Genomic DNA, 21,290 nt, shown 5'->3' with positions numbered 1-21,290 from the left:
TCTCCCCGACCCACTCCCCTTGCACCACGACAACAAGTCTGGCCCCGCCACTGACCCGGCGGGGCCAGAACCCAACATCTTCATCAGTCTTCTAGCAGCGTTCCGTTACCTCCATCCTCGCCCTTCCTCTTACGGCTCGGTCCGCGATTGATGGTGGCTGTAGCTCCGTCTCGGGGGCAGCTGATCTGGGGTGTTGCGGCGACCGTTGACCGGCCCGGGGGTTGTGATGTGGGGTGCTCGGGGATATTCGCTGGTTGCTGCTTGCTGGTGGTGTTCATACTGCCGCAATGGATCCGGTGACTCTTGGGACCGACCGTCTGGTGCTGCGGGCCTTCACACCTGCCGACGTGGATGCGGTGTACGAAGCCTGCCAGGACGAGGACATCCAGTTCTACACCCCGGTGCCGGTGCCGTACCGGCGTGCGGACGCGGAGAAGCTCGTCGGCGAGACGCTGCCCACCCAGTGGGCCGATGACAAGGACTACACCCTCGGCGCGTTCCGCAAGGACACTGATGCCCTGGTCGGCTCGTACTGCCTGACCCTCATCAGCCGCGGCGTCTGGGAGCTCGGTTACTGGGCGGTCAAGGAACAGCGCGGACGCGGGTACTCGGTGGAGGCCGCTCGGGCCCTGTGCGACTGGGGCTGGGCCACCCTCGGCGTCCACCGCATCGAGTGGTGGGCCATGGCCGGGAACACCGGCTCGCGTGCCGTCGCCGAGAAACTCGGCTTCACCGTCGAAGGGACACTGCGCAATCGCGGCATCGCCAACGATGGCAAGCCACATGACTGGTGGGTGGGCGGACTGCTGAGGCCCTGATGCCCGGGCCGATGCTTGGCCGGCTGCGTTTGCTCTTCTGCAGGGAAGTTCCCAGCTCTGACAGTTCTCGCAGAAGAGCCATACCCATTGATCATCGGTGGGCAGCTGTGACCTGGCAGTGGCCGCACGGGTTCTTCGAGTGTGCCCAAGAAGTGGGCCCGTGCGGCCTTGACCCATCCTGTCTTCTGCGGCGTCTCGCGTGCACATCTCGGCGATTTGATCGAAGAGTTGGCCGATCCGTGGCTCGCCCGGTGCGAGTCGGAGCTTCGTGAGCGGCGTGGTGCCGAGCGGCAGCGAGAGGCTGGTGCCGGCCCGAAGCACGACCTGGTCTTCACCGACCGGGTGCTGGTCACCCTGGTCCACCTGCGCACCGGGCTTCCGCAGGCCGCGCTTGCCGAGCTGTACGGCACGGCCCGCTCCACGGTCTCCCGCGCGATCGGGGAGATCCGCCCGTTGCTGGCCGTGTGCGGCTTCGCGATCCCCGGCCACTCCGGCGTGCGACTTCGGACCCTGGCGGACGTGTTCGCCTACGCCGAGGCCGCAGGGATCCGGTTGCGGATCGATGGCGCCGAGACCCAGGTTCGCCGCCCGAAGGCAGGCAGGCCCGGACGGCGGGCCTTCGTCTCCGGCAAGAAGAAGCAGAACACCATCGAGACCACCACCATCAGCGACGGCCAGGGCCGGCTGCTGTGGTCGGGTGCAGACCGCCCGGGCCGTATGCACGACCAGACCGCGATGCGCACCGAGGGTATTAGCGAGCAGTTCCGGCTCCGCCCGAAGGTGACGGCCGAGGTCGACGAGGGCTACCGGGGGCTGGCCAACGAGTTCCCTGGCCAGATCAGCGCCCCTCCGAAGAAGCCGAAGGGCGACGCGCCGCTCGGCGAGCAGTACGCCCGGCGGGAGATGCGCCGACGGCAGTCCTCGGAGCGGATCTGTGTCGAGCACGCCAACGCCGAATTGCGGCAGTGGCGCCCGCTCCGGCGCTACACCGGCCCACGCGAGGACTACGCCGCGACCCACCAGGCGATCGCTTCATTGGTTTCGGACCGTTCGACTCGCCGACCGACCCGCCGCAAGCCGAGCACCGAGCTCGTGCTCGCCCGGCAGGCCGCCGGCTGATCTACCACCAGCCGACCCGCCAGGTCAGCACGCCCAAACCTCAATCGCGGACCAAGTCGTAAGCCTTGATTGGTGCGGCCGACCTGGCGGCCTGCTCGATCTTCGCGCAGTAGGCTGCACGGGCTTCCTCGTCGATCTGCTTCTCGAGTTCGGCGCGCAACCCGGTCCGGCCGTCGAGGCCCTCGCGCAGGATATCGGCGTGCCCGGCATGCCGGATGGACTCGCCGAGGACATGGACCATGATGGCGAACAGGTTCGTGTCGGCATAAGGCTCCGGCCACCACCGGCACGTGGCCGGGGGCGTCGAGGGGAAGCTCGTTGATCGTCGCGTCCGAGTGTTCCCACGTGCGCCGGTAGAACCCGATGATCTGATCGCGGGTCTCGTCCTCGCTCGCCCACAGATCGCTGCCGTCGGAGTCCTGCCACCGGGGCAGCGGTTCCGGGGAAGGGCGGTCGAAGACCTCGCCGAAGTACCTGGCCTCGACGGTGGCCACGTGTTTGACCAGGCCGAGGAGGTTGGTCCCGGTCGCTGTCAAAGGTCGGCGGGCGTCGTATTCGGACAAGCCGTCGAGTTTCCAGAGTAGCGCCTTGCGGTCCCGCCGCAGTCTCTCGTGCAGGTTGTCTTTCGCGAATTCATCGATCATGCGGCATGAGGCTGCCATGGGCTGCTCGTGGTCTCAAGATCCCGTACGTGGTCCGCAACGACTGGCAGAGCCGAGGCCTGGCCATGGCCGCCGCCCTGCAGGCCGGGCCGTGGTGCAGATCGGGCCCGGGCCGTGGCCGAATTCCGCGCACTCGCGTCGTCACGCGGCCCGTACTCCGTTCGCGTCCCGACCAGCCGGTACGCAGGTGCATCCGCCGTCACGCCACCGGCGCACCGCATCCCCCCGCCTGGCAACGGAGAGCCGCTCATGATGCAGGACCCAGACCAGGACAGATGGAATTCGCATGGGCCACCTGGAAGACGATGGGGCCTTACCACGGCGCCGTCTACTTCTCGCCAGAGGCATCGGCCCGTTACGCCGAGCTCGGCGCCGAGGCGAGGGCGGGATACTTCGGCTCGCGCGCCGCCGCGCTCGGCGCGGCCTCGGCCGAAGTCGTGGTCGCCACGTTCTACAACTTCAGCCCCCGACTCGTGCACCAGGTCGTACCTGCGGTGTGGGAAACGGCCGCGCCGGAGCGCTTTCCCGAGGCACGGATCAAGGGCATGGACGCGACACTGCGTCGCATCCTGGGCGAGGACGTGTCCTCTCCCGCGGTGATCCGCGCGGCGGAGCTCGCGCGGACCGCGGCCCAGGCGGCCCTCTCCCACGCCTATGGCCGGCCTCTGTTCGCGGCGCACGCCGCGCTACCGTGGCCGAGCGAGCCCCACCTGATCCGATGGCACGCTCAGACGCTGCTGCGGGAGTTCCGTGGCGACGGCCACCTCGCGGCGCTGCTGACCTCAAAGCTCGGCGGAATAGAGGCGCTGGTCACCCATGCCGCCGTCGGCGACTACGGTGCCGACGTCCTGCGCAGGTCACGAGCCTGGTCGCGGGAGGAATGGGCGCAGGCATCGAAGCGCTGCGGGCACGGGGCTGGCTGGCGGAGGGCCCCGACCTCGTCCTCACCGACGAGGGAACCCGGCGGAGGGAAGCGATCGAGCGCACCACCGACGAACTCGCCGTCCAGCCCTATGCCGCCCTGGGGCCGCGATGTGTGCGGAACTCCGCTCGCTGGTAGGGCCATTCTGCATCGCCCTGGCGAAGGAGCTGTTGCCGTGGAGGTCGGCAGCCTCGTCGAAAGGCTGACGGGACGTGACCCGGACCGCCAACGGGGCCGTGCCCTGTGCCGGGGCGCATGGCCCCCCTGGCATGACCCCGTTGTCGGCCGACGTCACAGCGGCGAGCATCCTGCAGTCGTAGGCGCCGACGGCGCCGTCCCGGCGCTCACGCCTCTCCCTGCTCACCCTGCTCCACGTCCTCGCCCGGGTGGGTCGCTCCCATCAGGGCGAGGCAGATGTACAGCACGGCGTCCTCCAGCTCAGGGACCTCGCCGATGCGCCCTTGGCGCAGTCGGCGGCAGACGGCTTCGTGTGTCGCGTCCGCCGCAGCCGTGTAGATCTCCTCGGGAACTCGGCGGTGCCCAGGGATCCTGGCGTGCCAGGCGCGCATCGTATGGGCGAACCACGAGCGGCAGGAATCCTGGTGCTCCTGCGCTCGGCCGCCGGCCGCGGCCGTCTCCAGGAAGAAGGCCCGGGCGAATTCGGGCTCTTCGGCGATCAGCCAGAGAAAGGCACGGATCGAGGCGCGAAGCGTCGCCACCGGGGAGAGCGAATGCGCCGACGAGCGCGCGAACGATGCCTCGAGCCGCTTGACCATCAGCTCGCGGCCCGTGTCCGCGGCGGCGATGAAGCACTCCTCCTTATCCGCGAACAGCTCGTAGAACGTCTTGCGAGATACGCCCGCCCGCGCCGTCACGTCGGCCACTGTCGCGGCGGCGTAGCCCTTGTCGGCCACCACCACCGTCATCGCGTAGAGCAGCCGCTGACGTTGCGAGCCCGTCACGAGCTCGCGCGCGAGCCCGTGCGGACCGCGGGGAAGGCCCGAGAGGCTCGGCTGTAGTAGCGGCCGGATTGACTCTGTCATAGGTGAGAAACAGTCTGATACACGTTGTGTACGCAAGCGTTTCTCACCTGCCGTCACATGAGGAAGTAGGAGCGCACCTCCATGACCAGAATGATTGTCCATTTGGTACCGACCGCATTACTGGTGGCCCTCGCAGGGGCCGCCGCCCCGGCCTCTGCGCTGGCAGCCCCCGCGCCCCGGACTATCAGGGTCGACTCAACCGAGGACGCCGTGGACGCAGAAACCTCCGACGGCGTCTGCCGTACCGCCGCAGGAACCTGCACCCTCCGCGCGGCGATCATGGCCGCGAACGCCCAGCCCGGCAGCACCATCGAGCTGCCCGCCGGCCGCTACCGGCTGACGATTCCCCCCAACCCCGACTACCTGAACGGGCGAACCGCCGATCCGACCACGGGCGATCTGAACATCACCGCGCCGACCACCGTCCGGGGGGCCGGTGCCCGGGAGACCGTCATCGACGCCAACCACGTCGACCGGGTCTTCCGCATGAGTGCCGAGACGTGGCTCTCCGACCTCACCATCACAGGAGGGGACGCCAAGCAGCGGGAAGTGCCCGTCACCGACCCCGGCGGAGGCGGGATTGCCAACAGCAAGAACATGACGCTTCGCCGGGTGATGGTAACGGGCAACTCCGCCGGCTACGGAGGAGGCATCTTCAACATCCCCGACTCCCACCTGACGCTGATCGACAGCACAGTCAGCCGCAACACAGCGGGTGAGGCTGGAGGCATCCGGTTCGACGACACCGGCACCGTGGTCAATTCAACGATTGCCGACAACCGCGTGACCGACGACTGGGAACGGCCGGGCAGCCTGTCCGGATACGGCGGCGGCATCGACATACGCGGCACCGGCCTGGTGGACATCCGCAACTCCACGATCACCGGCAACACCGCCACCGACGGCGGCGGCGGGATCAACATTGCCCCTGCTTACCTGGACAGCCTGCCCTCTCCAATCACCGACACCGTCAACCTGCCGCTGGGGCACCTCTCCCTGCGCAATACCATCGTCGCCGAGAACACCGTCAGCCAGACCACCAGCGACTGCAAGAGCGTCTTCGCCACCATCGAATCACTGGGCAACAACCTCGACAGCGGAAACAGCTGCCACCTGACGGCCGAGGGTGATCTCCCTCGCCGTGATCCCCGTCTCGCACCCCTCGGCGACAACGGCGGGCAGACAGACACCGTGGCATTGCTGCCCGGCAGTCCCGCCCTCGACGCCGCCCGTGACTGCCCCTCCGCCGACCAGCGCGGCGTCCTGCGGCCTCAAGGCCCAGCGTGTGACATCGGGGCATTCGAATACCGGCAGTGACTCGCCCCGGGCCAAGGACTCTTCGTGCGCGCAGAGCCCTTGAGGTGCCGATCTCCCGACAGAAGGACCGCAGTGTGACTCGGCGACCTTGACGCTACCGCGGCATCTGGGCCAAGGAGGCCGTCGCCTCCTACTGGGTCCTGTGACGCTGGCTCCCGCTTAGATTGAGCGTCTGAGGGAGGGGCATCGCGGCCGTGAAGCTCCAACCCTCGTAGCGACCGCGGCCAGCAGAAGCACACCGGCCCCGCAAAAAGCAAGCACGAGAGCAAAGCAGTCTGACGGTCAGGCCCAGGATCGCGTGCACGGCTCGGTGAGCCCGGTCATCGCGCGACACCCCTGGGCCGAGCCTGAGGACATGCACCAGCCGGCCCGCACGGCCGCGTCCACGCTCCGGCACGCTGCCTCGGCGTCGCACGTTTGACCGGTCGGCTGCAGGGCAAAATCCGGCTGCTTCCGTGGCGGGCACGGGACAGGGGACAAGGGGGGCAGCCGGGTTGGGCAGATTACTTCTCGACGAGAGATACGGTCTGAGCATCGGATGTCGAGTGAGCGTAGAGGCTGGGCCCGCCTCCACAACCGTTAACTGGAGTATCGCCCATTTGTCGGCGCAGGACGCCCGGCGTCCGCGGAAGGGCAGCGAGACCGTCGCGTTCGAATGCCCGCGCTGCGGGAAAACGTTCTCCGTCTTGGTCGAGAGTCTGGCCATGGCACGTCTGAAACAGCGGATCTACGCCATCCTGGGATGGATGCTGGTGCTGTCGCTGCTCGTTACCGTGCCCATGCTCATCCATCTCGGCGGGCAGACCGTCGAAGAGTCGGACACCCGGTCGGTCAACGTCTTCGGGGTTCTCTTCGCCTTCAGCGCTCTCGCACTGATCACCGGCCCCTCGTTCCTGTTCGCCGCCAGCCATCACTCGGGCGTCAGGAGCCTCCGCCTCCTCCGCGAAAACGGCAGGGCCACCCCATGGGTCCAGGGGCACCGCCTGTTCTGACCAGGCACTGCCCGACGGCCCGCCCGCCACGGCCTTTGAGAGGGCGTCAAGTCCCGGTCCCGATGATGTGGTGTCGCCCGTCCGTGGGTGGTGGGACGGTTCCGCCCTCGCGTCATGTCGCGTGCATGATGAGGTCGCGGCACGGAACGGATACCGTATGCAACCGACTTGTCCAACGAGCAGTGGGCGTTGATCGAGCCGCTGATCACAGCGTGGAAGCAGGAGCGGGCGGCGCGGTCGGCGATCGGGGGCCCGGGCTCCTGCGACCTGCGCGAGGTCGTGAACGCGCTGCTCCACCAGAACCGGACGGGCTGTCAGTGGCGGCTCCAGTCACACGACCTCCCGGCCCGGTCGGCGGTGTTCTACTACTTCACCCTGTGGCGCCAGCACGGCCTCGACCAGCGGATCCAGGAGACCTGCGCTGCAGGGCAAGGTGTGGCTCGGCACGCTGCCGGCTGCCGTATTCGCCACCGCACTGCTGCAGCTCGTCGTCTGGTGCGGGGGCGACCCCGCCAGGACGGCCCCGCTCACCGACCGGATGGCCACCGCCTGGAAGGCGACCGGCATCCACGGCCTGATCGCGCCCGCCTACGCGATCTGGCCGAAGAAGGCCCCGCACGGCCGGGACTGCGAACCGGCCCAGGCGAAACGCTGACTCCGGCGAACGCCGACGAGCGCGGACACCGGTGCCCGGCACCCCGGCGTTACGGGTGCCGGGACCGACGTCCGCGCTCCGGGTCGGCGTCACACCCCCCATCCAGATGGAGGAACTGGAGGCGGGCCGGACACCGGCTTCCGTCCAGTCCCGCAGACGCCGCCGACACGTCAGACCGCTGCACCCGATCGCTTCCGCCGGGACGTCCGCCCAGCTCACACCTTGCACAGGACATAAACGATGCCCCGCAGGGCTGCACGGTCATCCTCGGGCAGCCGCCCTGGGTATCGCCGACGTCGCGGCGGGCACGCCGGGAGAAGAGGGGCCATGTCCTCCCACAGGTCATCAGGCACAAGACCCCCCGGCACCCGTGCAACTCCGCCGTCGCAACACTCAACTGCCAAGCCCCACAACGAACCTCATTCCGGAAAGATCAGTGAGTGGCTGCGAGCAGCACCTCCAACGCCGCCGCGGTGTCTGGATGACGGCTGAGCAGGGCCACGCCTTCCGGTTCCGGGTCCGCCGCTTCCCATCCCTCGTCGCAGCCCAGCAGGCCGGCCACCGCGTCGCAGGTCGCGGGATGCGCCGCGAGGAGCGCGACGCCCCGGGCGGCGCCCGCAGGGCGCGTCGGCCGCACGGCGAGCGGATCCGGCTGCGCCCGCCACGGCGGAACCCACTCATCCAGGGCGGCGAGCCGGCTCGGGAAGATCCGGCCCGCTTCCCGTATCAGCAGCGGCGCCAGCTCCGCGCCGCCCGCCCGCAGGGTGGTGATCAGGGTCGGGAGCCACGGCAGGAGTACCGGGTCCGGCAGCCGCCCGAAGGCGTGGGACACCGCCTCCACGACGAAGTCCGTGAGGCCCGGGACAGGCTCCAGGGCGTGGACGAACCCGCTCAGGTAGCGCGGATAGGAGGGCACCACCAGGGGATTGCCGAGCAGTGCGTCGCACCTCGCGCGCAGCTCCGCGCGAGAGAGGCAGCCGAGCTGAGTCTGGGCAGCCCACAACAACGCGGTCTTCGAAGGGTCCTGCGGATGCGACTGGGCGACGGCCAGCTCCAGCTGGGTGCGGTCGCAGCCCAGCGACAAGGCCAGGTTCTCCATACTGAAGAGGAAGCCCAGCATTGCCGCCACGTGGCGGACGGTCGCGTCGTCGTCGGCGAACGCCGTCGGCAGCAGGGTGCAGTAGTGCGCGTACCCGGTCTTGACGAACGACTCGATCCACGGCGGCAGCACCGGTTCGGTGGTGCGGTAGTACGCCAGCAGCCGACGCGCCCGGCGCAGCACTTCGGGAGCGCCGTCGACACTGCGTTCGCCCGCCAGCACCTCGAGGGCGCGGTTGCCCAGCTCATCGGCGAGACGGCGGCTGCGCAAGTACAGCGTGGCGTCCTCCACGGCTTCGAGGACGGTCGCCGTGGTGGCCTGCGGGCCGTACGCGGTGCGGCGCAGGCGCTGTTCCAGGACCTGCTCGATGCTGACACCTTCATAGCCGAGCTCGATGAGCGCGCGCTGGTGGGTTCCGAGCGCCAGGTCCCAGGATTCCTGGATGGGCCGCTCGCCCAGCGTCCGCTCGCCCATGATCGGCCGGGCCGCGCCCTGCGGCATCAGGTAGCGCAGCATCCACAGTAGGTCGGAGCACTGCTCCAGATACGGCTGGGACGCTATGTCCAGCAGCGCCCGCTGCACACCGCGCTGCTGGAGCTTCAGCCCCAGCGGCGCGAGCCGGTCGTGGACGTCCCGGGCCAGGGGTGGCAGCGCGTCATAGCCGACCTGGCCGATCCGGTCGCCGCCCATCATGATCTCCACGAGTCGGCGCACGTCGCGTCGGCCGGGCACGGTGTCCTTCTCGATGCAGGTGACGGCCGCGTCCTGGAAGTCGTACGGTGTGGGCTTGGCCCGGTCGCGCATTCCGGCGAGCAGGATCGAGGTCTCGAACACCGCGATGGCGTCGGCGGTCGAGGCGAGGTAGCCGTTGCGGCGGGCCGCGCGCACGATCTCCACCGACCAGCCGAGCAGTTCGGCTTCGTCGAGCCGGTCCAGGACGGGCGGCTGCTGGAGGAAGCCGGTCAGCCTGTCCGATGGCACGGCCGCCGGTACGGAAGCGGGCGAAACGGCCTTACTGGTCCTCGTCTTCTTCGCGCCGGCCTGGCCCGCCAGGCGGTACGGCTCGACGCGGGTCCGCTTGAGATTCTTCGACCAGACGGTTGCGGCTATGGACACCGATCCTGCCGCGAGGCCGAACTGCGCCTCGATCGCCGCGTGACTGGACGGGATCAGGCCGTGCTGCCACTTGGTGTCGGTGCGCGGGCCGATCGCGAAGGAGTTGCTGCCGTGGACGCCGAACTCCTCGACACGGCTGGCCGCGTGGAAGGCGCCGCAGACATAGAGGCAGTCCGAGGGGTCCGTGCCCGTTGCGGCCAGGTGCTCGCGCATCCTGGTCCACATGTAGCGCTCGCGGTGCTCGTCCACGCGCACCCGATGGGGGTCGCCTGGTGCGAGACGCCGGAACAGACTGCCGATCAGCAACATGACCTGGCGGTAGGTGTCGTGGTCGCTGTCGCCGAGCGGAAGTTCGACGTACTGGTGCCACCACTCCGACCAGTGCCGCACCCTGCCGTGACGCAGGAGGTACTCCTCCAGCTCGGCGAAGCGCGGCCGCAGGTCGCCGATCTCCACCCCGACCGCGTCGCCGTGGAGGGCGGCCTCCTCCTCGGCCGGCGGTGCGTCCGGGGCGGCCGGTTCGCCGGAGTGCGTGGCGCGGGCGTCCCACTGGAAGACGTGGTCGGAGGAACGGTCGACGAGGACCAGTTCGACGCCCGGCGTGTCCAGCGCGTAGGCGATCGCCTGGTACTCGGCCGAGGCCTCGGTGATCGGTGCGACGACCGACAGCGGGGACCACTCGACGGGGAATCCCTCGGTCTCGGACGCGAACGCCTGGACGGCCACAGGGAGCCTGCAGTTCCGGAGTTCGGTGAGCAGCGGCGCCATGTCCTCGCACAGCTCCAGGTACACGACCTTCGGCTGCTTCTCCCGCAGGCGGCGGGCCATCGCGATCGCCGAGGCGGGTGAGTGGTGGCAGACGGGAAAGATCTCCAGCGGCTCGCGCACCGCGCGGTCGACATCGTCGACGATGCCGAGGAGGATCCCCTCGAGCGCGTCCGGCCCGTCGGCGAACGTCGCTGCAGCCTCCTGCAGTTGCGCGCGCAGCGCCTCGAAGGTGCCCTCGTGCGTGCCGCTCATGACAGGGTGGCGATCGCGTCGCGGCCGCCCTCCAGGAATTCCGCCCAGGAGCCGCCCTCCTCCTTGCTGCGCGGCTCGACGACGCCGTGCAGGTATTTGTTGAGGATGGCGAGGTCCTCGGGCTCGCGCCGGGTCAGCGAGCCGACGAGCGAGGAGGCCAGTGTGTGGGCGGTCAGGGCGCGCTCGCCGAAGAAGTTGCTGTGCAGGATGGCGTCCTCGAGCACGCCGATCTGTTCGGCAGTGGACAGGGCGGACTCCAACTTCTCGTCGTCGCTGCCGGCTGCGGAAGCCGAGGCGCGCAGGTCGGCGAAGCTCTGCAGCAGCACGTCGAGCAGTGTCGGCGGAACGTCCAGTTCGATCCGGTGGCGGCGCAGCAGCTCCTCGGTGCGGAAGCGGACGATCTCGGCCTCGCTCTTCTTGTTCGTCACCACCGGGATACGGACGAAGTTGAAGCGGCGCTTGAGAGCGGAGGACAGGTCGTTGACGCCCCGGTCGCGACTGTTGGCGGTGGCGATGACGGAGAAGCCCGGCTTGGCGAAGACGATGTTGTCGCTGTCGAGTTCGGGGACCGAGACGTACTTCTCGGACAGGATCGAGATGAGTGCGTCCTGGACGTCGCTGGTGGAACGGGTGAGCTCCTCGAACCGGCCGATCGATCCGTTCTCCATCGCCGTCATGATCGGCGAGGGGATCATCGACTCCCGCGACTGGCCCTTGGCGATGACCATGGACACATTCCAGGAGTACTTGATGTGGTCCTCGGTGGTGCCGGCCGTGCCCTGGACGACCAGCGTGGAGTTGCGGCAGATCGCGGCGGACAGCAGCTCGGCCAGCCAGCTCTTGCCGGTGCCGGGGTCACCGATGAGCAGCAGACCGCGGTCGGAGGCCAGCGTGACGATGGAGCGCTCCACGAAACTGCGGTCGCCGAACCACTTCTGTGAGATCTCCCGGTCAAGGCCGTCGGAGCGCTCGGAACCCAGGATGAACAGACGGACCATCTTGGGGGACAGGCGCCAGGAGAACGGCTTGGGGCTGTCGTCGATGGACTCCAGCCAGTCCAGTTCCTCGGCGTACTTGATCTCGGCGGGGGCGCGCAACAGGTCGGACATGTCAAGGCCTTTCGAAGCGTGTGACTGAGCGGGTGACCGGGCGTACGGACCGGTGAGTGGCTAGGCGAGGAACGTCTTCAGTTCGTGGACGAGCTTGCGTATGTGTCCGGAGAGCACTGGCGTGCCGAGGTCCTTGAAGCGCTCCCTGAACCACGGGTTGACGCTGCCTCGGCCGGCGCTGGTCACCGACCCGACCGGGATGAACTTCGCTCCGGAGCGGTGGACCGCGGCCATGGACTCGAAGAGCTGCTCACCCCGCCATTCGTAGAAGTCGGAGATCCACACCACCACGGTGTTGCGGGGCTCGGCGATCTTCGGCTGGGTCAGGGCCATGGCGACCGTGCCGTCGGTGCCGCCGCCGAGGTTGGTGCGCAGCAGGGTCTCGAACGGGTCGTGCACCCACGGGGTCAGGTCGAGTGCCTGAGTGTCGTAGGCGATCAGGTGGACGTCCACCTTCGGCAGCCCTGCGAAGATCGACGCCAGGATGGTGCAGTTCACCATCGAGTCGACCATCGACCCGGACTGGTCCACGACGACGATCAGCCGCTGCGGCGTGGTCTTGCGGGCGGTGTGCCGGTAGTAGAGGCGGTCGACGTAGAGCCGCTCCTCCTCCGGGCTCCAGTTGGTGAGGTTCTTCCAGATCGTGCGGTCGAGGTCGAGGTTGCGGAACACCCGCCTGGGCGGGACGGACCGGTCCAGGTCGCCGACCGTCGCCTTCTCCACCTGGGTGCGCAGTACCTCTGCGACCTCGTCGACGAAGCGGCGGATGAGGGCTTTGGCGTTGGCCAGGGCGACGCCGGACAGATTGTTCTTGTCCCGCAGCAGCTGTTCGATGAGCGACATGCTCGGCGTGAGCTGCGCGGCGAGCCGGGGGTCGGCCAGCACTTCGCGCAGGTGCATCCGCTTGACGAGACCGGCCTCGATGGAGCCGAGTTCCGGACCGATCTCCGGGATCAGGCGGCTGAGGTCGGGCGCGGCGCCGTGGCCGCCCGTGCCGGTCGGGCTGACGCCCGTACCCGCGCCGCCGCCGGGACGGCCGCCGCGCAGCTCGCCCGGCCGGCAGCCGAGCGCCCGCTCCAGCCAGCCCGCGTCGGACTGCCAGCGGGCCAACTGTCCGGCCGTGACCGTGCCGGAACCGGTGGCGAAGACATTGAGCAGCACCTTCGACACCAGCGCCGCGCGCCGCACTTCGGCCGACCGGTCCCGTGCGCCGTCGTCGTCGGGTTCGGGAGCCATCAGGCCGTCGAACTCCGTCGCCAGCTCCGGGTGGCGCTGCACGATCGCGTCGACGGAGGCCTGCGGGTCCAGCAGCGCGGACGGAAGGCCGATGTCCTCGACCACGGCGAGGCTCGCCGATTCCAGCGAGGCCTGCTCCTCGGGGTCGAAGAGGCGGGCGAGGAGCCGCCAGTAGAGGACCTGACGGCGATTCTCGTGGGGTTCCGGCTCTGGGGGCAGTACGGCGGTCCGAGCCGCTGACTGCCCTGCTGCGGGATCCGTCGGCTGACCGGTGGTGAACGACTGCCCGCCAGTGAACGGCTGTCCTGCTGTGGGATCGGTCGGCTGACCGGCTGTGAGGGGCTTCCCGGTGATGTGCTCGGTCATTTCCGCAGCAGCCTTCCGGCACGCTCCCGCAGCACCGCTACCGCGTCGGTGGCGGCTTTCTCGGCCTTCACTGCGGCCTTGTCGGTGGTGCCTCCGGCCCACCCTCCGGCGTGAACGGCGACGGCCTTCTTCCGTACGGTCGTCTCGACGGCCAGGGGCTGCACGACGAACGTGCCGGCGTCCCAGCGGAGTAGTCCAATGCAGGCGCCGGACACCGTGACGGCCTCGGGCGTGAGGGGACTGGCGCTCGGGATGCGGTCGGTGTCGACGGCAAGGGGCACACCGGCAACGGTGAACGTCGGAGCGTAGTCGTCCTTCTGCACCGTATAGCCCTCCAGGAACACGGGGACGGCAATGCGTGCCGGGTGCCGGTCCAGCGGCGCGGTGGTCGCGTCGGCGGCGGCGGGGAGGGCGACGCGGGCCGTGGCGAAGGCATCGGCGGGCTCGCCCAGGCGGGCGTATTCGTCGCTCCACACCAGATCGCCCTCGGCCGTGACCGGCATACCGGCCAGCTCCATCGCGCGGCCGTCGCCCACGGCTGCCAGGAGCGACATGTGCGGGCGGAGCAGCTGCCAGAGTCCGGCTCCGACGACCGTGTCGGGCTTCGGCACGGACACGCCGGCCCGCACCAGCCTGGGCGAAGTGCCGTCCGCGGGCTCGAACACCGCGTGGACCTGGGCCTGTACGGCCGTGGCGTGCTCGTGCACGTCGACACCGAGGGGCAGCAGACGCCCGGTGACCGTGTCGGCCACGGCCACGTCCGCCGCACCGGGCAGCGTGAGCAGCATGGCGCGAGACCACAGATCGGCCCAGCGGCGGGCCGGGACGCGTTCCAGGGTCGCGCCCGGGCATGACGCGGCGAGTTCGGCGGCGAACCCGTCGAGCAACGTCGCCAGGCGGCGCAGGGCCGGGTCCGGGAGCATTGCGGAGACGACCTGCGCGGAACCGGACACCACCTCATGGTCGATGCCGTGCCAGCCGCGACGCGCCAGATCGGACAGCCAGGAGCGGGCGGCGGCCAGCAGATTGACGGCGGTCGGCCCGCCGGGAGCCGGTACGGTCTCCTCGTTGCGGGGCCGGCCTGTCGCCTCCGCGACGCGGGCCATCAGCGCGTCGTGGACGGAACCGAGCAGCGCGGTGCGCGCGGCGGCGAGCGCGACGAAGTGGTCCTCGCCCGCGGATCCGGCCGCCGCCTTCTCGGCCGCCTCGGCGACTCTGCCGGCCAGCGGCGTACCCGCCACGGCGTGGGCGAGCTCCGCCAGACCGGCGGCCTGGGCGGGCTGAGGACGGAGCAGGCCCCCGACGAGAGCCTCGTCGAAGGCATCGACGGCCGCAAGGGCTTCGTCGAGCCCGGGAACGGTTTCGGTGAGCAGATCGGCACGCATCACGCCACCGCCCTGGTGGGCGGGAACCACTGCATGTCCGGCAACGGCGCGGTGGTGGGGGCGAGTTCCAGATAGGAGAGGTGTCGCAGGAACCGGCTGAACACCATCGCGGCGGCCTTGGCGTCGCCCTGCTGCGGGCGTGTGCCGACCATCGTGGCAGTGAGATCCTGCGAACTCGGCTGAGCGTCCGTGACCTCGATCCGCAGATAGCGGGCGACGCGCGGGGCGCCGTACTGCAGTACGGCCTCGTTGACCAGGGCACGGATGTGATTGCAGAACGAGCCCCGCGCGCCGCCGCAGGGCCGGTTGTTGTTGGTGCTGCACGCGAACGCGTAGTCGCCGGCCGCGACCGACGACACGTAGACGCGCTCGATGTCAGAGCCGCTGGACACCACACCCTGCAGCCGCCCGTCGGCCAGTTCGACGAACGGAACCTTGGCGAGCTTGCGCGGCCGAGCGGGTGGGATCACCCGTGCCGTGCTCGACCTCTCCCAATGCGTCAACGCACTATCTCCAATACACCAAGGGACGTCGCACGCCAGATCGGCGGGACAACGACGAACTTACGTGGCGCCACTGACAATGGGTGTCGCGCACGTGTTGCCCGGAGCACGAAGACGGCGTGCGTGCGAACGCCGCGACGCCGGGCGCTTCGCCGCCGTGTCCCGGCACCCGGTCCCGCGAGACCCGCCCCGTGGGCACGTCGTCGAGCGCTGCTTGCTGTTCCTGGTCGCCGGGAAAGGCCGCTGCACGGCGTCCCCGAGAAGTCCCGCCCGCGTGATGGGATGAGGACGGTGGCTGCCCTCCGCTGCCGGGCTGCGCGCCGGCCCGATACCGGATGGACCCGAGTACGGACGCGCCGCACGGATCCAGCCACCGCGGCCGTATTCCAGCCACGCCCTGACGTGGTGTTTTAGAGTGACTTCCATCAGTTCTGGCGATAGGACCTGAGAGGTATTTGCGAACATGCCGACGGAAACGTTTGAGTTTCAGGTGGAGGCCCGTCAGCTGCTGCAGCTGATGATCCACTCGGTCTACTCGAACAAGGACGTCTTCTTGCGGGAGCTTGTCTCCAACGCCTCTGACGCGCTGGACAAATTGCGCCTCGAGAAGCTGTGGGACGACTCGCTCGACGCCGACGTGTCCGATCTGCACATCGAGATCGACGTCGACAAGGACGCCCGCACCCTCACCGTGCGGGACAACGGTGTCGGGATGTCGTACGACGAGGTCGGGCGGCTCATCGGCACGATCGCCAACTCGGGGACCGCCAAGTTCCTCCAGGAGCTGCGGGAGGCCAAGGACGCGGCCGGGGCGGACGGGCTCATCGGCCAGTTCGGCGTCGGGTTCTACTCCGGCTTCATGGTGGCGGACGAGGTCACCGTGCTGACCCGGCGCGCCGGCGAGAGCCAGGGCACCCGCTGGACATCGCGCGGCGAGGGCACGTACACGTTGGAGGCCGTCGGCGACGCACCGCAGGGCACCTCGGTCACGCTCCACCTCAAGCCGGCCGACCCGGAGAACCAGCTCCACGACTACACATCCCCGTGGAAGATCAGGGAGATCATCAAGCGGTACTCGGACTTCATCACCTGGCCCATCCGGATGGTGCCCGAGGGTTCCGCCGCGGCCGACAAGGGCGACGAGGCGCCCGAATTCGACACGCTCAACTCCATGAAGGCGCTGTGGGCGCGGCCGCGCGACCAGGTGTCCGACGACGAGTACCACGAGCTGTACAAGCACATCGGCCACGACTGGCGCGACCCACTGGAGACGATCCGGCTCCAGGCGGAGGGCACCTTCGAGTACCAGGCCCTGCTCTTCCTCCCCGCCCACGCCCCCCAAGACCTGTTCACGCGGGACTTCAAACGCGGCGTGCAGCTGTACGTCAAGCGCGTGTTCATCATGGACGACTGCGAGGCGCTCCTCCCGCCGTATCTCCGCTTCGTCAAGGGCGTCGTCGATGCGGCGGACCTCTCGCTCAACGTGTCCCGAGAAATCCTCCAGCAGGACCGCCACATCGAGATGATGCGGCGACGCCTCACGAAGAAGGTCCTGTCCACGGTCAAGGAAATGATGACCAAGGACCACGACCGCTACGCCACGCTCTGGCGGGAATTCGGCGCAGTCCTGAAGGAAGGACTGGTCACCGACTCGGAGAACCACGACGCCATCCTCGCCGTCGCGTCCTTCGCGAGCACGCACCACGACACCGAGCCGACCACGCTCAAACAGTACGTGGAGCGGATGAGGGACGGGCAGCAGGACATCTACTACCTGACCGGCGAGTCCCGGCAGAGCATCGAGAACTCCCCGCACATGGAGGTGTTCCGGGACCGGGGCATCGAGGTGCTGCTGCTCACCGACGCCGTCGACGAGGTGTGGGTCGACGCCGTCGGCGAGTACGAGGGCAAGAAGCTGCGGTCCGTCGCCAAGGGCCGGATCGACCTCGACGCCAAGGACGAGGACGCCCCCGACAGCGAACGGGAGAAGCGGGCCGAGGAGTACGCCGGGCTGCTCGGCTGGATGACGGAGCAGCTGGACGACGACATCAAGGAGGTGCGCCTGTCCTCCCGCCTCACCGTTTCCCCGGTGTGCGTCGTGTCCGACGCACACGACCTGACCCCGGCGATGGAGAACATGTACCGCGCGATGGGCCAAGAGGTGCCACGCGCCAAGCGGATCCTGGAGCTCAACCCTGACCACCAGCTGGTGAAGAGCCTCAACCAGGCTTACAAGGAGCGCGAGGAGCGCACGGAGCTCGCCGGGACCGCCGAGCTCCTGCACGGCCTGGCGGTGCTCGCCGAGGGCGGTCAGCCGAAGGAACCGGCACGTTTCGTCAAGCTGATGGCGGACCGTCTGGAACGCGCACTGTAACTCGGCTCTGTCCGCCGTCGGCGGCCCGCCCAGGGTGAATGCGGGCGGGCCGCCAACGGCTTCGGGGGCCCATGAACCGGGTCGGCGTTGTCCACCGCGACAGCGTGACCGTCATTCGGAGAGAATCGTTTCTGTCGCATCTCAACACCGGACGGCTCGGTTCTGGAGGACTACCTTCGCGTGTCCGCGGCCGATTCGGCCAGTGGATCATAGATAGCTGTCGGCGCCCCCGTGATCAGGACTGGCTCTCGTACGCGCATGAGATCGGCCTCCGCCACACGGAAGCCAAGAAGAACCAGACCGACGGGGCGAACTCGGTGCCCTGCATTCCCCTGCGCTACTTGGTCGCCTTCATCTATCCGATTACCGCCACGATGCGGCCGTTCCTGGCGAACAGGCGCCATGACGAGGCGACCGTAGAGCGCATGCACCAGGCGTGGTTCAAGTCGGTGATCCTGCAAACCACCCTCTGGCTCCAGCCGTACGCAGCCGACCGCTGGTGAATGGGGCCTGCCGAGGCGAAGAGTTTCCCGTCCGGCCGGGTCACCACATATGAAGTAACGGTGTCCACCAGCGTGTTGTGGGCCGGTCGTTGTCCTGACCTGAAGCACGGCATGGGATGGCGGGTGGATGGGGAGCGGTTGCCGTGGTCATCGGCTCTCGCCTTCTTCCGGTGTCCTGTTTCCCGCCGGTGCGAGGTAGTGGTCCGGGTGGGCGTCGAAGGCGGCTGCGCACTGCGGGGAGCAGAAGAAGTAACTGCCGGTGTCGGTGTCGCGTCGTTCGGGGGCGGTTGCCGGGTCCAGGCGCATGCCGCAGACCGGGTCGACCGTACTGTCCTCGGGGCCGGGCCGGGGCTCTTTGCCGGCGGTGGGCTCGGGTTGGTGGTGATGTCCGTGTTCTGCGGTCGCGGTGTGGGCGGGGGTTCGGTCGGCTGCGGATTCCACCTGGGGTTCGACGGGCTCTGCCGTGGCGGCCAGGAGCGGGCTGGTGTGCCAGCGACGCAGGCGGGAGGCGTTCGTGACCACCGACAGGGAGGACAGGGCCATCGCGGCGGCGGCGATGATCGGGCTGAGGCGGATGCCCCACAGGGGGTAGAGGGCACCGGCGGCGAGAGGCACGCCGACGGCGTTGTAGATCAGGGCGAAGAACAGGTTCTGCCGGATGTTGCGCATGGTGGCGCGGGAGAGCCGGATCGCGGTGACGACGCCGGTCAGGGAGCCGGAGATGAGGGTGATGTCGGCGGCCTCGATGGCGACGTCGGTGCCGGTGCCGATGGCCAGGCCCAAGTCGGCGGCGGCCAGCGCGGGGGCGTCGTTGATGCCGTCACCGACCATGCCTACGGTGCGCCCCTCGGCCTGCAGCCGGCGGATCTCGTCGGCCTTGTGCTCGGGCAGCACCTCGGCCAGGACCCGGCGTACGCCGACCTGGGCGGCGATGTGCGCGGCGGTGCGGGCGTTGTCGCCGGTGATGATGACCGTCTGAAGGCCGAGCCGGTGCAGGGTGGCGATGGCCTGGACGGAGTCGTCCTTGATGGTGTCGGCGACCGCGAGAACACCTGCGGGCCGACCGTCGATCGCGGTGAGGACCGGGGTCTTGCCCTCGGCGGAGAAGCCGGCTGCGATCGGGGTGACGGCACCGGTGTCGATGCCGGCGTCGGCGAGCAGCCGTGCGGTGCCGACGAGGACCGTGTGGCCGTCGACGGTGGCCTGGACGCCCTTGCCGGTGACCGAGTCGAAGCCGCTCGCGGCAGGCGAGGTGAGGCCGCGGTGACGGGCCCCGGTGACGATCGCGCCCGCGAGCGGGTGTTCGCTGTCCGCCTCGGCCGCCGCCACCAGGCCCAGCAGCTCGCTCTCCTGGAAACCGTCGGCGGTGTGCACATCCGTGAGGACGGGTTTGCCCGCGGTCACGGTGCCGGTCTTGTCCAGCACGATCGTGTCCAGCTTGTGGGCGGTCTCCAGGGCCTCGGCGGAGCGGATCAGGATGCCGGCCTGGGCGCCTTTGCCGGTCCCGACCATGACCGACAGCGGGGTGGCAAGACCGAGTGCGCAGGGGCAGGCGATGATCAGTACCGCTACAGCGGACACCAGAGCCAGGGTGAGCGCCGGGGCCGGCCCGATCGTGTACCAGAGGGCGAAGGTGGCGACGGCGACGGCGATGACGGCGGGCACGAAGTAGGCGGAGACGGTGTCGGCGAGCCGCTGGATCGGTGCCTTCGACGCCTGGGCCTGCTGCACGAGGCGGATGATCTGCGCGAGCATCGTGTCGGCCCCGACCTTGCTTGCCCGTACCCGCAGGGAACCGGTGGTGTTGACGGTCGCACCGATGACCGTGTCCCCGGCGTGCTTCGTCACCGGCATCGGCTCGCCCGTGACCATCGACTCGTCCACCGCCGAGGACCCGGACAGGACGACCGAGTCGACCGGGACCTTCTCCCCGGGCCGGATCACCACCTCGTCGCCGACCGCGACGTCCTCCACCGGCATCTCCGCCTCGGTGCCGTCGCGGACCACGCGGGCGGTGCGGGCCTGGAGGCCCAGCAGGGCCCGAATGGCCTCGCCGGTACCGGCCCTGGCACGGGCCTCCAACAGGCGGCCGAGCAGGATGAGGGTGAGGATCACCCCGACCGCCTCGAAGTACACCTCCCGCACATCCTCCGGCAGGAGGCGGGGGGCGAGGGTGACCAGCAGGCTGTAGCCGTAGGCGGCCGTCGTCCCCAGCGTGATCAGGGAGTTCATGTCGGCGCCGCGGTGCTTCAAGGTCAGCCAGCCGGTGAAGTGGATCGGCCAGCCGGTGTAGATCATCACCGGTGTGATCAGCACGAGCTGCAACCAGTGATTGAGTAGCCAGCCCGGCACCCAGTCGGCACCGAACAGCTCATGGGCCATGACGGCGAAGAGCACCGGCAGCGTGAGCAGAGCGCCGACCGCGACGCGCCGGGTCAGGTCGGCGATCTCCGCATGTCGCTCGGCGGCCTCGGCAGCCTCCGCCTCGGCTCCACTGCCTTCGCCGAGCCCGGGCCCCGCAGCGGTGGAGGCAGCCCCACCGTGGCCCGCGACGCCCGGGGTGACCTCCGTGGCGCTGGAGCCGTCCGCGGGGCCGACCAGCAGCGTGCCGTGGATCATGTTCATCCCGCAGGCGAAGCCGAACGAGCCCGCCCGGTCCGGGCTGACCCGTACGGTGGTGCGGGCATAGGCCGGCAGCCCGGCACTGACCCGCAGGTCGGGGAAGACGACCCGGTTGGTGCACTCCCCGCTCTCCTGCCGGTCGAAGACGAACTCCACCGGCACCCCCTGGCGGACCTTGATGACGTTGGGGCTGTAGCCACCTCGTACCGTCACCTCGACCCGCTGCACCCCGCCCTCCAGTTGCGCGGTGCGGGCCCTGCGAGGGCCGAAGAAGAACCAGCCCAGCCCACCGATCAGGACAGCGGCCAGGATCACGACCACGACATCGGCGACTCCCATGGCAGACCGCCCTCCTTGCGTGTGCACTCCCTTCCAGCGTCCCTCGCCCTACCCGTACCGGGTAGGGGCTGACCGGCCCACAGGCCAGGG

Annotated in this window: 14 protein-coding genes and 4 pseudogenes; 9 read left to right on the top strand and 9 right to left on the bottom strand. The window is 69.2% G+C overall.

Going from position 1 to position 21,290, the window contains the following annotated elements:
- The first annotated feature begins 287 nt into the window (after positions 1-287).
- Both ACZ4Z5_RS32155 and ACZ4Z5_RS32150 read left to right on the top strand, forming a co-directional pair.
- Positions 288-818, top strand: a complete 531-nt coding sequence (locus tag ACZ4Z5_RS32155) for a GNAT family N-acetyltransferase (RefSeq protein ID WP_468269604.1) — start codon at positions 288-290, stop codon at positions 816-818.
- 216 nt (positions 819-1,034) lie between these two features.
- Positions 1,035-1,937, top strand: coding sequence for a transposase (locus ACZ4Z5_RS32150; protein WP_468269602.1), 903 nt, complete (start codon positions 1,035-1,037; stop codon positions 1,935-1,937).
- A 40-nt stretch (positions 1,938-1,977) separates the two neighbouring features.
- On the opposite strand, the pseudogene ACZ4Z5_RS32145 reads toward ACZ4Z5_RS32150, so the two are convergent.
- Positions 1,978-2,581, bottom strand: a pseudogene (locus ACZ4Z5_RS32145) (DinB family protein).
- Positions 2,582-2,586: 5 nt separating this feature from the next.
- Between ACZ4Z5_RS32145 and ACZ4Z5_RS32140 the strand changes: the two are divergent.
- Positions 2,587-3,659: pseudogene (locus ACZ4Z5_RS32140) on the top strand (SCO6745 family protein).
- A gap of 206 nt (positions 3,660-3,865) precedes the next feature.
- Here ACZ4Z5_RS32140 and ACZ4Z5_RS32135 read toward each other — a convergent pair.
- Entirely contained in the window at positions 3,866-4,564 is a 699-nt protein-coding gene (locus ACZ4Z5_RS32135; RefSeq protein ID WP_468269600.1) for a TetR/AcrR family transcriptional regulator, read from the bottom strand.
- Positions 4,565-4,645: 81 nt separating this feature from the next.
- Between ACZ4Z5_RS32135 and ACZ4Z5_RS32130 the strand changes: the two genes are divergently transcribed.
- From ACZ4Z5_RS32130 to ACZ4Z5_RS32115, 4 genes and pseudogenes are all read left to right on the top strand, one after another.
- A complete protein-coding gene (locus tag ACZ4Z5_RS32130; RefSeq protein WP_468269598.1) occupies positions 4,646-5,881 on the top strand; it encodes a choice-of-anchor Q domain-containing protein in 1,236 nt (411 codons plus the stop codon).
- A 704-nt stretch (positions 5,882-6,585) separates the two neighbouring features.
- A complete protein-coding gene (locus tag ACZ4Z5_RS32125; RefSeq protein ID WP_468269596.1) occupies positions 6,586-6,873 on the top strand; it encodes a hypothetical protein in 288 nt (95 codons plus the stop codon).
- A gap of 168 nt (positions 6,874-7,041) precedes the next feature.
- Positions 7,042-7,221: pseudogene (locus tag ACZ4Z5_RS32120) on the top strand (transposase); the annotation flags it as partial.
- Positions 7,222-7,306: 85 nt separating this feature from the next.
- Complete coding sequence (locus tag ACZ4Z5_RS32115) at positions 7,307-7,528, top strand: hypothetical protein (RefSeq protein WP_468269608.1); 222 nt, start codon at positions 7,307-7,309, stop codon at positions 7,526-7,528.
- A 120-nt stretch (positions 7,529-7,648) separates the two neighbouring features.
- Here ACZ4Z5_RS32115 and ACZ4Z5_RS32110 read toward each other — a convergent pair.
- From ACZ4Z5_RS32110 to ACZ4Z5_RS32085, 6 genes and pseudogenes are all read right to left on the bottom strand, one after another.
- A pseudogene (locus tag ACZ4Z5_RS32110) lies at positions 7,649-7,857 on the bottom strand (transposase); the annotation flags it as partial.
- A gap of 104 nt (positions 7,858-7,961) precedes the next feature.
- Positions 7,962-10,763 carry a DUF5682 family protein gene (locus tag ACZ4Z5_RS32105; RefSeq protein ID WP_468269594.1) on the bottom strand — a complete coding sequence of 934 codons (2,802 nt, stop codon included), beginning with the start codon at positions 10,761-10,763 and terminating at the stop codon, positions 7,962-7,964.
- Positions 10,760-11,872, bottom strand: a complete 1,113-nt coding sequence (locus ACZ4Z5_RS32100) for an ATP-binding protein (RefSeq protein ID WP_468269592.1) — start codon at positions 11,870-11,872, stop codon at positions 10,760-10,762. The genes ACZ4Z5_RS32105 and ACZ4Z5_RS32100 overlap by 4 nt, the downstream gene beginning before the upstream one ends.
- A gap of 60 nt (positions 11,873-11,932) precedes the next feature.
- The gene (locus tag ACZ4Z5_RS32095; protein ID WP_468269590.1) at positions 11,933-13,474 is read right to left on the bottom strand and encodes a vWA domain-containing protein; all 1,542 of its coding nucleotides are present in this window, start codon (positions 13,472-13,474) and stop codon (positions 11,933-11,935) included.
- Entirely contained in the window at positions 13,471-14,889 is a 1,419-nt protein-coding gene (locus tag ACZ4Z5_RS32090) for a hypothetical protein (RefSeq protein WP_468269588.1), read from the bottom strand. The genes ACZ4Z5_RS32095 and ACZ4Z5_RS32090 overlap by 4 nt, the downstream gene beginning before the upstream one ends.
- Positions 14,859-15,362 carry a hypothetical protein gene (locus tag ACZ4Z5_RS32085; RefSeq protein WP_468269586.1) on the bottom strand — a complete coding sequence of 168 codons (504 nt, stop codon included), beginning with the start codon at positions 15,360-15,362 and terminating at the stop codon, positions 14,859-14,861. The genes ACZ4Z5_RS32090 and ACZ4Z5_RS32085 overlap by 31 nt, the downstream gene beginning before the upstream one ends.
- Positions 15,363-15,825: 463 nt before the next feature.
- Here ACZ4Z5_RS32085 and htpG point away from each other — a divergent pair, with 463 nt between their 5' ends.
- Entirely contained in the window at positions 15,826-17,736 is a 1,911-nt protein-coding gene (gene htpG / locus ACZ4Z5_RS32080; protein WP_468269584.1) for a molecular chaperone HtpG, read from the top strand.
- A gap of 104 nt (positions 17,737-17,840) precedes the next feature.
- Positions 17,841-18,239 carry a protoglobin domain-containing protein gene (locus ACZ4Z5_RS32075; RefSeq protein ID WP_468269582.1) on the top strand — a complete coding sequence of 133 codons (399 nt, stop codon included), beginning with the start codon at positions 17,841-17,843 and terminating at the stop codon, positions 18,237-18,239.
- Positions 18,240-18,386: 147 nt separating this feature from the next.
- Here the strand turns inward: ACZ4Z5_RS32075 and ACZ4Z5_RS32070 are convergent, their stop codons facing one another.
- Positions 18,387-21,200 carry a heavy metal translocating P-type ATPase gene (locus tag ACZ4Z5_RS32070; RefSeq protein WP_468269580.1) on the bottom strand — a complete coding sequence of 938 codons (2,814 nt, stop codon included), beginning with the start codon at positions 21,198-21,200 and terminating at the stop codon, positions 18,387-18,389.
- Positions 21,201-21,290: the final 90 nt, after the last annotated feature.

It is taken from the genome of Streptomyces sp. NPDC030222, from assembly GCF_055573115.1.
Note: the sequence above shows the minus strand (reverse complement) of the source record. Positions and strands in the feature narration are given on the sequence as shown.

Bases quoted from the DNA above. Each gene is read 5' to 3' on its own strand.
- ACZ4Z5_RS32125 (WP_468269596.1), top strand. From the start codon at position 6,586: ATGGCACGTCTGAAACAGCGGATCTACGCCATCCTGGGATGGATGCTG.
- ACZ4Z5_RS32135 (WP_468269600.1), bottom strand. From the start codon at position 4,564: ATGACAGAGTCAATCCGGCCGCTACTACAGCCGAGCCTCTCGGGCCTT.
- ACZ4Z5_RS32095 (WP_468269590.1), bottom strand. From the start codon at position 13,474: ATGACCGAGCACATCACCGGGAAGCCCCTCACAGCCGGTCAGCCGACC.
- ACZ4Z5_RS32130 (WP_468269598.1), top strand. From the start codon at position 4,646: ATGACCAGAATGATTGTCCATTTGGTACCGACCGCATTACTGGTGGCC.
- ACZ4Z5_RS32105 (WP_468269594.1), bottom strand. From the start codon at position 10,763: ATGAGCGGCACGCACGAGGGCACCTTCGAGGCGCTGCGCGCGCAACTG.
- ACZ4Z5_RS32070 (WP_468269580.1), bottom strand. From the start codon at position 21,200: ATGGGAGTCGCCGATGTCGTGGTCGTGATCCTGGCCGCTGTCCTGATC.
- ACZ4Z5_RS32100 (WP_468269592.1), bottom strand. From the start codon at position 11,872: ATGTCCGACCTGTTGCGCGCCCCCGCCGAGATCAAGTACGCCGAGGAA.
- htpG (WP_468269584.1), top strand. From the start codon at position 15,826: ATGCCGACGGAAACGTTTGAGTTTCAGGTGGAGGCCCGTCAGCTGCTG.
- ACZ4Z5_RS32155 (WP_468269604.1), top strand. From the start codon at position 288: ATGGATCCGGTGACTCTTGGGACCGACCGTCTGGTGCTGCGGGCCTTC.